Below are 14,317 nucleotides of genomic sequence, written 5' to 3'. Positions count from 1 at the left end.
CGGCGCCTCAGCCTGACCAGGGCAAGACAAACGCCGAAGGAAGGGTGGAGAGAAGAAAACTCGCCACCGCCTGGGCGGTCATGGGCCGTGCGAACGCGTAGCCTTGCAGATAGTCGCAGCCGGCCATTCGCAGCAGCGCAGCTTCGCGCTCCGTCTCGACGCCTTCGGCCGTCACCCTGAGGTCGAGCGCCCGCGCGAGCGCGATCGTCGCTTCGCAGAGCTCTCGCGCCGTCTCGTCGGAGGTGATGCCGACCACGAGCGAGCGGTCGAGTTTCAACTTGTCGAACGCAAAGCGCCGGAGATAGCCGATCGACGAATAGCCAGTGCCGAAATCGTCAAGCGCAATGGTGACGCCGCGCGCGCGCAGGTTGGCGATGATGGCCTGGGCGCGCTCAGGATTGGCGACGAGATGGGTTTCGGTCATCTCGATCTCGAGGCGTTCGGCCGGAAAGCCGACCTCGGAGAGCATTTCGGCCAGCGCGACATCGAACTTCGGATTGCGGAACTGGACCGCCGAGACATTGACCGACAGCCTGACGTCGGGCCAGTCAAGGGCATCGCGGCAGGCGCGCCGGATGACGAAGGCGCCGATCTGATCGATGAGCCCACTTTCCTCCGCGATCGGTACAAAGATGTCCGGCGGCACCAGCCCGATCTCCGGATGCAGCCAGCGGACCAGCGCCTCGACACCGGTCGGCTGCATCGAACCCGCATCGAAGATCGGCTGGTAGACGACCGCAAGCTGATCAGCCTTGATCGCTTCGCGCAGCTTGTCGGCGAGCGCCATGCGCTCCGACCGGGCCGCATCGATGGACCGGTCGTAGAACGCGACCCGGTTGCGGCCGAACTCCTTGGCGAGATACATCGCGACATCGGATCGCCGCAGCAATTCCTCTGCCGACAGCGCTTCCTGCGCCATCACTGCCACGCCGATGCTGATGCCGATCGAGACCATGCGGCCATTGACCGCCGCAGGCTGATCCAGGAAGCGGATGAACCGCTCGCACAAAACCTCGGCCCGCTCGACGGTTTCGGCCCGATCGAGCAGCAGGGCGAACTCATCACCGCCGACGCGGGCAAGCGTGCCCGAACCCTCGCAGATCGAGGCGAAGCCGGACGCGACATATTTCAGCAGGAAGTCGCCAGACGCGTGACCATAGGCGTCGTTGACCTCCTTGAAGCCGTCCAGATCCATGTAGACGAGGGCCACCGGCGTTTCCTCTCGCCGATGCTCGACCGTGGCCCTGTCGAGCATTCGGCTGAACGCCGCACGGTTGGATAGACCGGTGAGCTCGTCATGATTGGCGGCAAACACTGCCTGCCGCTCGCGCTTGCTGAGCTCGACCAGATTGAAATAGCCGATCGCCATCAGGAACAGCATTGTCAGGCAGATGAGGCCGACCGCCAGAAAGGCCGTCGGCAGCACCCGCTGAAAGGCCTCCAACCCCTCGATCGAGGGCGACCATGTCAGCGTCGCGATTTCGTTGCCGGAGGGATCGTTGATGCGGACGCCGGGTCGCAGCGGTGCTGAACTGGAAACGAATGCCAGCCCGTCCAGCGCGAATTCCTGGCCTATCCGCTGCAACGCGGCGCCATCCAGCGAGCGGCCGAGTACCAGGAGCCTCGGGCGGCCGAGCGGTCTCGCCACCGCATTGCTCGAAGGCATGACCGACCCGACGGCGATCGCATAGATCGCGCCCGCGCGGTCGCGCAGGAAACCCGTCTCGGCGTCATAGGGCTTCGACTGAGCACGAACCTTGGCGACGAGCACTTCGAGCGCCTGGCCGAATTCGTCGCTCGCCGCCCGCATCGCCACGCTGCCATGCGTGTAGCCGAGGATCGACCGGTCGTTCTCGTCGAGGAGATAGGCGGTGTCGAAGAGAATTGCCTGACGCGTCGAGTCGGCGAGATTGCTTTCGGCAAAAGCGAGATCGACCTTGCCGTAGAGATCACGGACGGCATCGTCCCACACTGCGTAATCGCCATGGGTCTCGCGCAGCCGCGTCAGGAACGAATTAAGCGCTGCGTTGACCGAGCGTTCGACGCTCCGCGTTTCACTGCGGTCGACCTGATCGGCCATGTCGTTGAGAATAAGATGTCCGGCGAAGATCGCGGCGGCGACGATCAACAGCGCGGGAAGCGCCACCTGGACAGCGAACCTCGCCGTCGGCCGTCGGAAAAGTCTCATTGGATCCAGGGCCCGCTACAATCTAGCCATTAAGAGGCCCTGGAGATTTAAAGACAGATGAAGTCTTCGCACAAAACGCGGGGCGATTCTGAAAATGCAGGTCTATCGCGATAGCATTGCCGACAGTGAGAGAGCCGCCGCATCCGTCCCGCCAATAGCGATCTCGCCAAGCTCGAGCCATGTCGCGAGGTGAACTAGTTCGGCGGCGAGCGCGGCGAGTACAGGCTCGGACCGCTTGACCTTCGGCTCGAGAAAGACGCCAGGAACGCGCAGGACGCTGGCAGCGCGATCCGCCTTCAGGTCGACGCGGCCGACAAGAGCGCCGCGATAGAGGAACGGCATCACGAAATAGCCAAACACGCGTTTTGGTCCCGGCGTGTAGAACTCCAGCCGATAGTGAAAATCGAAGATCCGCTCCGTCCGCGGCCGGTGCCAGACGAGCGGGTCGAATGGCGACAGCAGCCCCGAAGGGCCGAGCTTTCCGGGCGAGCTTGCACCGGCCGCCAGGAAGGCTGGATGGCGCCAGCCCGCCACCGTTGCCGGCAGCAACGTGCCCTCCTCGACCAGCGCCGCGATGGCCTGGCGGGTCTCAGTCACGGGCAAGCGAAAATAATCGCGAAGATCAACCTCGGTGGCGACGCCCAGCGCGACCGCCGACCGGGCGACGAGGCTGCGGATCGCGTCAGACTCGTTGGGCTCCGGCGCGGCCAGGATTGCGGCTGGCAACACACGCTCGGGTAAATCATAGACACGCTCGAAGCCGCGCCGGAACGCGGTTGTGACCTCTCCGGTCCAGAACAGATATTCGAGCGCCGTCTTGCCCTTGTGCCAGCCCCACCATGGTCCACTGCGTTCGCCGGGGTCATCGAGTTCGGAGGCGGCCAGCGCGCCGCGGGCGCCGATTTCGGCGAGAACCGCAGCGACATAAGGTGCATTCTCACTGGCGAAGCGATGGACCCCGCCATAGATGCCGCTGCCTGCCGCCGCGCGGCGCATTCGCCACTTCATCAGTGGGTAGAGTTCGAGCGGCAGCAGCGAGGCCTCATGCGCCCAGAACTCGAAAAATGCGCGGCGCTTGCCGCTCTCGAAGGCGCGGGTATCGAGCGCGGCACGTGGATAGGCGCCGATCCGGCTGAACACCGGCAGATAGTGCGAGCGCACCAGAATATTGACGGAATCGATCTGCAGCAGCGCCATCCGCGCCACCGCCGCCTCGATCTGCGGCCAGCGCGAGGCGGCAGCCGTACGGCGTCCACCGAACCCTTGCGCGGCAAGAAAGAGATGGCGCGCATCGTCGGCGGAAAGGCTTACACCGGCCGTGTCGGGAAGAGTGGGCATGCCGGAGCCTCGTGCTGGCGGTCGCGGAAACAGCTAACCGTCGATGGGGGCTACCAGGTCGCGCATGCGATCAACTGGTGCGTTCGGCTGCGTAACCCGAGTCGGAGGGGCCGGAAAACATCCGCCTTCCCTCGCCGAGACGCGCAAGCAAGGCCGTGATGTCGGCCGCCGGCATCGGTTTCGCGAGATGATAGCCCTGCACGAACTCACATTGCAGCAGCCGCAGCAGCTTGAGTTGTTCGCCTGTCTCGATCCCTTCGGCCACCACGGCGATATCCATCGCGTCGCCGAGGGCGATCATCGACTGGATCAGCGCGTTTGCCGTCGGATTGGTGCCGAGCTCGGAAATGAACGATTTGTCGATCTTGAGCCAGTCGAACGGGAATTGGCGCAGATAGCCGATCGACGAGAAGCCGGTTCCGAAATCGTCGAGCGAGAGACCGAATCCCATGGACTTCAGCCGCGCCAGCTTGCGCTTGGCGATCGTGGGATTGCGGACCAGCAGCCCTTCCGTCAATTCGAGCTTGAAGCGGTTCGGCACGACACCGTTGCGACGTGCAATGGAGGCGAGATCATTGGCGAAGTTCGGGTCGCGGAGCTGCGCCGGTGAAACATTGACCGAGATCTTGAGGCCAGGCCAATCCGCCATGTCCTCGCAGGCCTGCTGAAAAACGAAGCGGCCGATGTCGTGGATGAAGCCCGTCTCTTCCGCGACGGGGATGAAATCGGCCGGCGAGACAGGGCCGAACTCCTTCGAATTCCAGCGCACAAGCGCCTCGAGCGAGACGACCGCAAGATCGCTGGCGCGGACGATCGGCTGATAGACGACGGAGAGCGCCTTCTCGTCGAGAGCCGTGCGCAGCGCGAAGCCGAGCCGCTTCTTGTGCAGTGCGCCGGTCTCGAGTCCCGAATGATAGGGAACCGCTTCGCGCTCGGCGGAATTCTTGGCCTGATACATCGCCAGATCAGCCCGGCGCAGCAGTTCGGATGGGGTCGTTTCGTCGCCTTCGGCAACAGCATAGCCGACGGCGGCCGTCACCTGGAACTGGAAGCCGCCAACCGTGAAGGATTGATCGAGCGCATGCACCATCGCCGAGGCGACGCCGGCGACGGCCTGCGGCGCGGCGCGGCCGACAAGCGCCAGCGCGAATTCGTCGCCGCCGACGCGGGCAAACCGCGCGTCCGGCGGCATGATCATCGAGAGCCGTTCGGCCAGCCGGCGCACGAGTTCGTCGCCGCCCTGATGACCGATCGAATCGTTGACTGCCTTGAAGCCATTGACGTCCAGATAGACGATCGCCGCCTCGCCGCGCCGACATGCCTCGGCAAATGCCGGCCCCTCGCTGAGCTCGCTGAAACCGAAGCGATTGGTCAGCCCGGTCAGGCTGTCGGTTCGGGCGGCGCTGACGGCATGCTTTTCGCTCTGAGCCTGCAGCAATGCGAGGCGCCGGGCACGGAGCACCGTCCACATCGCGATGAGGCAAAAGACGAAAAGCCCGCCAGCGATTGGCGCGACGACGTTTTTCAGGACAGCGAAGCCGGGTGTCGGCGGCGTCCACACAAAGGCCCCGATCAGACTTCCGTCAAAATCCCGGATCGCAGGATAATCGTCGTTGAGCTCGGCCTGACTGGGATTGAACTTGATCGTGAGATCTTCGATCAGGAACTGCTTGCCGAGTTCATGCAGCCGCTTCTGGTCGAGGTAGATGCCCTGCACAAGGAAGGGCAGCGTCGCCGGGTCCACTTCCGAGGCACGTGAGACGGGAGCTATCCGCGCGACCGCGATCAGCAGGATGCTGTCGCCAACGCGGAAATAGGCAACCCGCGCAGCCTCGTTCTCCACAGGCATGCCGATTGCGAGTTTCGCAATCTTGGCGCGGATATCGGGCGAGAAAATCTCGCGCGGCGCGCCATGGTCGTCGTCGATGGCCCAGGCATAGGGGATATCTCCCTTCGGTGAGATGATCACCAGAATGTCGGAGATCTGCGTATCCTTGATACCGGAACCGAAATTCGCGTCGACCCAGGCCGTGTCATGGGCCATGTAGGCGTTGTAGCCGGCTTCCCACCAGGCGTAGTCATTGGCAAACGCCTTGACGTTGTCCTCCATGGCCACGATGCCACCCGTGACCATCGTGCCCGTGTTGATCTGAGCCTGCTTGTTCTGCTCCTCAGCCATCCACGACACGGCTGCGGTCACCGTGACGACGGTGACGAAAATCGCCGCGACGAGATTCATGGTGATCCGGCCGGCAACATTCGACATCGGCAACAGGCTCCAATCTACGCCGCATTCTCCGCCATGAAATTTGACATTGGCTTAAGAAGCACGCGCATATCGCCGCCATTTTCCGGGCTTGCCCCCTTCTGACGGCTAGCAAGCTGCCGGGGTGGAGCGACCACTCGACACCTAAAAACTAGCACAGGAGTGCGAGGCGTTCTTGAACTCGATCGCGCGCTCCACTAAAGTTAACAATGCGTTGATTTTCTCGCTCAGGTTGTCGCCACGCAACTGGCCAAGTCTTGTTGTTCTGCGTAAAGAGGCACGCAATGCGTCGGGGACAGGTCGATGAGGAGCCGGTTGCGGCTCCGTCCGGGATGGGCCGCTGCCCTGTCTCGTCGGCAACGGGCGTTGTTTCAGAATCCGATTTCGAGCAATGGCGTGACAACGATGTCCGCTGCTCGGCGGGCAAGCGGGAATTCCAGCTCGGTCGCTATATGGTCGAGCATATTCGCAACGGCTATCAGTTCCTGACCGCGCTGGAATCGTTCCGAAGCGAAGTTGAGGCGCATCGCAAGACGGGTTTTCTGGCCATCGTTCCGAGCCTCGAGACCGACTATGCCGATTCGCTCGGGGAATTGCGCAAGCTCGGCGAGATCATGACCGATGCCGGGTTTGCCGACAGCGCCGGCGCTTTGATCAACGCGCAGACGATCGCGATTCCCTTCGAGATTGAGTGCCCGGTCACAGGGCTGACCACCACCTACGAGTTCTTTCCGGTCGCCTTCTGCCGCCACGCCGGAGCGATCGCCGATCCACTTTACGACCCATCGCTGAGCGCCCCGTTCCTGGCGATCAACACGACGTCGGACGCGTTTGCGTTCGGCATGCTGGTCAAGGATCTCGCCAAGCGGCACTTCCACTGCGCGCCGCATCAGATCGACAAGCGATCGGACTTCGAGCGGCTCCTGCATCGCTGTGCAACGGCCTGGCAGAACATGTCCGAGAATACGATCTCGATGTACAACCGGGTCTCGGCCGTGCCGCAGCGCTCCGTCGCGCTGTCCGAAGATCGCCGCTCCTGGACCGCCCCGCACAACGATCCGGTCTTTGCCGAAACGGTGAAGGAAACCCATAGCCACGAGATGCCGGTGGTCTACGCCGAAAGGCTCTGCCGCAAGTGGATCGCCGCGCGCTTCGAAGGTGCCGAGTTCGTCGCAGGCCGCGACGGTCAGTCGGGCGGCATGTACCTGCCCGTACAGGATATCGTCTCGGAGCTCCGTTTCTGAGCGGAACACGGCCGTCCGGCTCCGGCCGCAGCCTCCAGGGAGCTTGCCGATCGTGCGGTCATGGCGTGTCGCTGGCATTTTATGCCTGATCGGAACCGAGGCGCTGCTTTATGGCTACAGCTATCCCTTCTTCTCGCTGGCCCTGGAAAAGCGCGAACTCGCGAGCTGGCTGATCGGTTTCAACGCTTCGCTGGCCGGCGTTGGCATCCTCTTCGTCGGTCCGTTCCTGCCCGCGACGATCGAACGACTCGGCATCGGCCGGCTGGTCGCGGTGCTATTCGCGGTGCCCTTCCTGTCCTTTGGCGCCATCCTGCTCGTTCCCCATGTCGCGGTCTGGTTCGTCGCGCGCTTCGTGATGGGCACGTGCTTTTCGGCGCTGTGGACGACGACGGAAATCTGGCTCAACGGCGAACTCGACGACAGGCGTCGTGGCCGCATCATCGCTGCCTCCGGGACGCTTTACGCGATCTGCCAGTTTCTCGGACCGCTTGCGCTCGGCGCAACCGGCGTCACCGGATCCTGGCCGCTGATCGCCGCCATGATCCCGCTCGCCGTCGGTGCCCTGCTTTCGGCCGTGCTGTCGACGCGTTCCGCGTCCGTCGTCGAGACCGAGCATGATGCGGCGCCGGAGGGCATCAGCCAGTGGCGCCTCGCCATCGGCCTCGGCGGGCCGATCCTGCTCGTTGCCTTCATGTCGGGCATCGGCGAGACGGCCATGCAGAGCCTGCTGCCGCTCTATGGCCTGGCACATGGACTGTCCGATGCGGCCGCGTCCCGCCTCGTGGCGACGTTCGCGCTCGGCGAGGCTGTGCTGGTCGTTGCGCTCGGCTGGTTGGCCGACCGCCACGGACGACGCATCGTGCTGGTCGGCGCGACTCTCATCGCGGCTGTCGCGACGGCATTGTTGCCCTTCGTCATGGGCGAGGGAATCGCGCTGCAGCCCGTCCTGTTCATGGCCGGCGGCACGATCGCCGGCGTCTATACACTCGGCATCGTGCTGATCGGGCAGGACTTCCGCGGCCAACGTCTGGCCATCGTCTCGACGGGCTTCGGCATGGCCTATTCCGCCGGATCGGTCATCGGCGCGACGCCGATCGGTTATCTCATCGACCTGTTCGGCGCCGAAGCACTGCCGGTGTCGGTCGCCGCCGGCTTCCTGGCGCTGATGGTGTTCCTGGCCAGGCCGGCGCGCCAGCCAAGCAGAAGAGACGTCTGAACCGGCTCTCGGATCAGATCGTCATTTGCGTCCCGATTTCGACCACGCGGCCGGTCGGGATGTGGAAATATTCGGTCGCATCGCTTGCATTGATCGCAAGCTTGATGAACAGCTTGTCCTGCAGGCGCGAGAAGATGCGGTCCTTCGCCGGCTTGATCGAGCGGCGCGACAGGAAGAACGACGTCGACATGATGTCGTATTTCCAGCCCTGCTTGCGGCAGAGGCCAAGCGCCTTCGGCACGTTCGGCGTCTCCATATAGCCGAAGGTCATGAACACCCGCGTGAAGCTGTCATTGACCGGCTCGATGCGGATGCGGTCGGCATCGTCGATATGCGGCACGTTGGACGAGATGACCGTCAGCAGCACGTTCTTCTGATGCAGCACGCGATAGTGCTTGAGACTGTGCAGCAGCGAGGACGGCGCGGTTTCCGGGTCGCTGGTCAGGAACACCGCCGTCCCGGGAACGCGGACGACGCTGCTCTTTTCGAGGTTCTTGACGAGTTCGTTGAGCGGCACGTCGTTGCGGCGGCTCTTGTCGAACAGGATCTTGGTGCCACGAACCCAGGACCGCATGATCACCATGATCGAGAAGGCGAAGAGCAGCGGCACCCAACCACCCTCGGTGATCTTGATCAGATTGGCGCCGAGGAAGACGAGATCGATGACGAGGAACGGCGCGATGAGCAGCGCGGCGACCCAAACCGGCCAGCGCCAGAAGCGCCAGACGACGATGAAGGCGAGGCAGGCCGTGATGACCATTTCGCCGGTCACCGAGATGCCATAGGCGGTCGCCAGGCGGCTGGACGAGCCAAACAGCACGACCAGCATCAGCACAGCGATCATCAGCAGCGTATTGACCTGCGGCATGTAGATCTGGCCGGCATGCTGCTCCGACGTGTGCTCGATATCCATGCGCGGCAGCAGCTTCAGCTGGATCGCCTGACGCGTCATCGAGAACGCACCGGTGATGACGGCCTGTGACGCGATCACGGTCGCCATGGTGGCGAGAATCACGACGGGCAGCACCGCCCATTCCGGGAACAGCAGGAAGAAGGGATTGGCGATAGCCTCGGGGTGGGCCAGCACCAGCGCGCCCTGCCCCAGATAGTTGGCGGCAAGCGCCGGAAACACAAAGCCGAGCCAGGCAGCCTGGATCGGCTTGCGACCGAAATGCCCGAGATCGGCATAGAGCGCCTCGGCCCCGGTCACCGACAGGAACACCGCGCCGATGACGATCAGGCCGGTGTGGCCGTTGACCCAGATATAGCGCACCGCGTGATAGGGGTTGAGCGCCGCGAAAATCGCAGGATCGTCGGCAATATGCATGAAGCCGCCGATCGTCATGACGATGAACCAGACGGCGGTGATCGGACCGAACAGCGAGGCGACGCGCGCCGTGCCATAGCGTTGCACGAGGAACAGCGCCGCGATGATGGCAATGGTGATCGGCACGACGAAATCGTCGAGCGCCGGTGTCACCAGCTTGATGCCTTCTACGGCGGAGAGCACCGAGATGGCTGGCGTGATGACGGCATCGCCGTAAAACAGCGCCGCGCCGGCCACGCCGAGAACGAAGATGATCGGCGCCGACTTGCCCACGGTGCGGGTCGCGAGCGCCATCAGCGACAGCGTGCCGCCTTCGCCATTGTTGTCGGCGCGGAGCAAAATGACGACATATTTCAGCGTGACGATGATGGTCAGCGTCCAGAGGATCAGCGAAATGATGCTGATGACATCCTCGCGGATGACCATGCCATGCGCGCTCCGCGCGGCATGCAGCGCCTCGCGCAGCGCGTAGATGACGCTCGTGCCGATGTCGCCATAGACGACGCCGACCGAGCCGAGGGCCAGCGTCCAGAAGCCGGCATGCACGGAACCGTGACCGGATTGCTCGGCGGCGGGCGAGCCCGCCACAGGAGCCGTGGCCTGAGCCTCGTCTCCGCCCTGCACATTCAGAACCATTGACAGGTCATCTCGTTCACCGCGCGCACCGGCGGCCGGGCGTGCTTATAGCAGATGGAGTGCACCGCACAACGATAGCGGAACAGCGGGTCGAGACAAATGCCTCTTCGCAGCGCCCCGCCGCCCGCCGAAACCAAGCCGCAATGGGCGTTAACGAATGTTGACGCTTTTTCGCGCTTCTCCGCAAACAATGATTAATTCGCATCCGCTTCAAGATTTATCGAACCGGCGCCGCCTTGTTTGCCGGGCCCCGCCGCCAGGACGAAGCGGTGGCGACCAGTGACCGGCCGAGGCAGACCAACGATGTGGCGGCCTAGTGCCGATAGATGGTGCATGCGTGGCCCGGCGGCAACACCGCCGCCCGATTCAGCTTCGTTTCCATTGCGCTCGTCGCGAGCATTGGCGCGACGATTGATCTCTTAAGCGAAAAAGGGGCACCCGGAGGCGCCCCTTCCATCACAGCCCACAGCGGCTACCGCCGCCTTCGTTCAGACCTTGGTCCAGACGTTACCCGCCTGCGATGACTTCACAGCCGCTTCGATGAACTTCATGCCGATGAGGCCATCCTCGATCGAGGGATAGATCACGTCGGCATCGACCGGCTTGCCTTCGCGGGCAGCGCGGATGGCGCGGGCCGCTTCGGTATAGATGGTGGCGAAACCCTCGAGATAGCCTTCGGGATGGCCACCCGGCACGCGGGTGACGCGCGCCGCTTCCGGCCATGCGCCAGCGCCGCCACGGGTCAGCAGCTGCTTCGGCTCTCCGAACTTCGTGAACCACAGATAGTTCGGATCGGCCTGCGTCCATTCGAGGCCGCCCTTGGTGCCGTAGACCCTGAGCTTCAGTCCGTTCTCATGGCCGACGGCCACCTGGCTCGCCCAGAGCATGCCGCGGGCACCGCCCTTCCAGCGCAGCAGGATCTCGACGTCGTCGTCGAGCAGCCGTCCCTCGACGAAGGTCGAGAGCTGCGCCAGCAGTTCGTCGAGCTCGAGGCCCGTGACGAAACAGGCGAGGTTATAGGCATGCGTGCCGATATCGCCAATGCAGCCGCCGGCGCCGGAACGCTTCGGATCGGTGCGCCACTCGGCCTGCTTGGAGCCCGTGGCCTCGGCCTTCTCGGTCAGCCAATCCTGGGGATATTCGGCCTGCACGAGGCGGAGGGTGCCGAGTTCGCCGGCCGCGACCATGGCCCGCGCCTGGCGGATCATCGGATAGCCGGTGTAGTTGTGCGTGACGGCGAAGACCTTGCCGGACTTCTTCGCGAGCGCGACGAGTTCCTCGGCTTCGGCGACGGTCGTCGTCAGCGGCTTGTCGCAGATGACGTGGATGCCGGCTTCGAGGAACGCCTTGGCGGCAGGCGCATGCATGTTGTTCGGCGTCACGATCGCAACGGCCTCGATGCCATCGGGACGCGCGGCTTCCACTTTCGCCATTTCGGCGAACGAGCCATAGGCGCGATCGTCGGCGATGCCGAGATCCTTGGCCGATGCCTTCGCCCGCGCGGGCTCGGAGGATAGCGCGCCAGCGACGAGTTCATACTGGTCGTCGATGCGCGACGCGATACGGTGGACTGCGCCGATGAACGCGCCCTGCCCGCCGCCCACCATGCCGAGACGGATGCGTCCGCCCGCGGCTTCTTCCTTGCTGCCTTCAATGGCCATGTCGTGTTCCTTCACTGAAGCGTTGCCGGGCGATCCGCGGAGGACCGGCGACGACGCAGGATAAGCGGACGTGAAGCGGCCTCGCGAACTCCGGTCCGCGAAGCCGCGATGCGTCAGGCGATGCCGAGAATACGGCGGTTGGCGGCCTCGTCGGTGCCAGCACCGGCGAAATCGTCAAAGGCGTGCTCGGTGACGCGGATGATGTGGTGCTTGATGAACTCGGCACCCTCGCGCGCGCCGTCCTCGGGATGCTTCAGGGCGCATTCCCATTCGAGCACGGCCCAGCTGTCATAGTCATAGGCCGTCAGCTTCGAGAAGATGGCGCCGAAATCGACCTGCCCGTCGCCGAGCGAGCGGAAGCGGCCGGCGCGATTCACCCAGCTCTGATAGCCGCCATAGACGCCCTGGCGGCCGGTCGGGTTGAACTCGGCATCCTTCACATGAAACGCCTTGATGCGCTCGTGATAGATATCGATGTAGTCGAGATAGTCGAGCTGCTGCAGCACGAAGTGCGAGGGATCGTAGAGCAGGTTGGCGCGCGGATGATCCTTCACTTCGGCGAGGAACATCTCGAAGGTGATGCCGTCATGCAGATCCTCGCTCGGATGAATCTCGTAGGCGACGTCGACGCCGTTCTCCTCGAACACTTCGAGGATCGGCGTCCAGCGACGGCCGAGCTCGGCGAAGGCTTCCTCGACGAGGCCAGCCGGCCGCTGCGGGAACGGATAGAGGAACGGCCAGGCGAGCGCGCCCGAGAAGGTCGGATGCGCCTTCAGGCCGAGATTCTTCGAGGCGCGCGCACAGCGCTTCAGATGATCGACGGCCCATTCCTGGCGTGCCTTCGAATTGCCGCGCACCGCGGGAGCGGCGAAGCCATCCATCAGTTCGTCATAGACGGGATGAACGGCGACGAGCTGGCCGATGATGTGCGAGGCGAGCTCGGTGATCTCCAGGCCATGCTTGGCGGCAGTGCCGGCGAGTTCGTCGCAGTAATCCTTGGAATCCGAAGCCTTGTCGAGGTCGATCAGGCGGCTGTCCCAGGTCGGGATCTGGACGCCCTTGTAGCCGAGCGAAGCGGCCCATCCGCAGATGGCGTCGAACGAATTGAACGGGGCCGCGTCGCCGGCGAACTGGGCGAGAAAAATCGCCGGACCCTTGATCGTCTTCATGAGCATCCTCCTTGTTGAAATAAAGCCTCCGGGCACGGCATCGGCCGCGCCGATCGGGCATCAGGGAACATTGTCCCTGACAAAGATGTCGATCCGAATCCGCTCCTGCCCGGGAACGATCGGCATGCCCTCGCGCGCCGCCAGCAGAATGCGGGCCGCGCTGCGGGCCATGTGGCCAGCGTCCTGATTGATCAGGGCGTCGATGGTGCCGCGGATCAGCTGGCGACGATTGGGCGGCGTCAGTTCATGCGCGATGAACACCACCTCGCGCGCGCGCCCGGATCGATCGAGCGCGGCGACGATGCCGGCCGTTCCTGCGCCGACATTATAGATGCCGACGAGATCGGCGTGATCGGCGAGCAGCGCGTCGGCGACGCGCTCGACGCGGTCGTCGTCGTCGCGACCCTCCCTGATCGGCAGGACCTCAAGATCCGGATATTCGCGCTGGACCACCTGCTCGAAGCCATATTGGCGTTCGGTGTGATCGCGCAAGGCGAGCGAGCCGGCGATGAGGCCGACCTTGCCGCTGCGGTGACCGAGGAACCGGCCGAGCAGCGTCGCAGCAGTGCGGCCGGCGGCGTAGTTGTCGATGCCGACGAAATGCGCGCGGCGGGTCCCCGGCAGGTCGGAGACGAGCGTCACGACAGTCGTGCCCCGATCGGTCAACATATTGACCGCCTCGGCGACAGCCGGATGATCGAGCGCGACCAGGGCGACGCCGTCGAGGTCGACGGGAAGGCGCTCGAGCGCCATTGCCAGCGCCTCGCCATCGAAGACGTCGACATGGGTGAAGGTGATGCGAACCCGTTCATGCATGTAGCGATCGGCGGTATCGCGAAACTCCTGCTCGAGCAGGCGCATGAAGTCGTTCGCCCCGGTCGGCAGGACGACCTCGAAACGATAGTCTCGGCCGCGGGCGAGGCGCGAGGCCAATCGATCCGGTTGGTAGTTGAGCCGGTCAATGGCGGCCTGGACGCGCTCGATGGTCCGCGCATGGACGCCGGCACGGCCATTCAGCACGCGATCGACCGTCGCGAGGCTGACGCCTGCTTCCCGCGCAACATCCTGGAGCGTGGTCTTGGTCAAGCGCTGTCCTCCCGCCTGATGAGTTACCATCAGAAACTGAGGTAGGCAACTCAATCGGAGCGGTGTGCACCCGGTTCGTAAGGCACCCCACATATTTTCGGTGGACCCACTTTGCCTTTCACCCACAATCGTCGGTTGATCGTTTGCGCCGGGGCTGAAGTTATGGAAGATTCCCTCAAGGCATGG

At 64.0% G+C, this 14,317-nt stretch carries 9 protein-coding genes; 2 read left to right on the top strand and 7 right to left on the bottom strand.

Annotated elements, in window-relative coordinates; translation table 11 throughout:
- Positions 1-7: 7 nt before the first annotated feature.
- From LB518_RS01910 to LB518_RS01900, 3 genes are all read right to left on the bottom strand, one after another.
- Complete coding sequence (locus tag LB518_RS01910; RefSeq protein WP_224572397.1) at positions 8-2,188, bottom strand: putative bifunctional diguanylate cyclase/phosphodiesterase; 2,181 nt, start codon at positions 2,186-2,188, stop codon at positions 8-10.
- A 102-nt stretch (positions 2,189-2,290) separates the two neighbouring features.
- Complete coding sequence (locus LB518_RS01905; protein ID WP_224572394.1) at positions 2,291-3,526, bottom strand: winged helix-turn-helix domain-containing protein; 1,236 nt, start codon at positions 3,524-3,526, stop codon at positions 2,291-2,293.
- 70 nt (positions 3,527-3,596) lie between these two features.
- Positions 3,597-5,792: a putative bifunctional diguanylate cyclase/phosphodiesterase gene (locus LB518_RS01900; RefSeq protein WP_224572392.1), complete on the bottom strand. Its 2,196-nt coding sequence runs from the start codon at positions 5,790-5,792 to the stop codon at positions 3,597-3,599.
- A gap of 284 nt (positions 5,793-6,076) precedes the next feature.
- Between LB518_RS01900 and LB518_RS01895 the strand changes: the two genes are divergently transcribed.
- Complete coding sequence (locus LB518_RS01895) at positions 6,077-7,036, top strand: hypothetical protein (RefSeq protein ID WP_224572390.1); 960 nt, start codon at positions 6,077-6,079, stop codon at positions 7,034-7,036.
- A gap of 52 nt (positions 7,037-7,088) precedes the next feature.
- On the top strand, positions 7,089-8,252 hold the full coding sequence (locus LB518_RS01890; protein WP_224572388.1) for an MFS transporter: 1,164 nt from the start codon (positions 7,089-7,091) through the stop codon (positions 8,250-8,252).
- Positions 8,253-8,265: 13 nt separating this feature from the next.
- Here LB518_RS01890 and LB518_RS01885 read toward each other — a convergent pair whose 3' ends face one another.
- The 4 genes from LB518_RS01885 to LB518_RS01870 form a co-directional block, all read right to left on the bottom strand.
- Positions 8,266-10,215 (bottom strand): potassium transporter Kup, encoded by a 1,950-nt coding sequence (locus tag LB518_RS01885; RefSeq protein ID WP_224572386.1) that lies wholly within the window; start codon positions 10,213-10,215, stop codon positions 8,266-8,268.
- 488 nt (positions 10,216-10,703) lie between these two features.
- Positions 10,704-11,876: a Gfo/Idh/MocA family protein gene (locus LB518_RS01880; RefSeq protein ID WP_224572385.1), complete on the bottom strand. Its 1,173-nt coding sequence runs from the start codon at positions 11,874-11,876 to the stop codon at positions 10,704-10,706.
- Positions 11,877-11,989: 113 nt separating this feature from the next.
- Complete coding sequence (locus LB518_RS01875; protein ID WP_224572383.1) at positions 11,990-13,045, bottom strand: sugar phosphate isomerase/epimerase family protein; 1,056 nt, start codon at positions 13,043-13,045, stop codon at positions 11,990-11,992.
- A gap of 60 nt (positions 13,046-13,105) precedes the next feature.
- Positions 13,106-14,161 (bottom strand): LacI family DNA-binding transcriptional regulator, encoded by a 1,056-nt coding sequence (locus LB518_RS01870; protein WP_224572380.1) that lies wholly within the window; start codon positions 14,159-14,161, stop codon positions 13,106-13,108.
- Positions 14,162-14,317: the final 156 nt, after the last annotated feature.

This window comes from Mesorhizobium sp. BR1-1-16 (genome assembly GCF_020165495.1).
In the GTDB taxonomy this organism is placed as follows: Bacteria; Pseudomonadota; Alphaproteobacteria; order Rhizobiales; family Kaistiaceae; genus Kaistia.
This window is presented reverse-complemented; position numbering and strand designations above follow the sequence as displayed.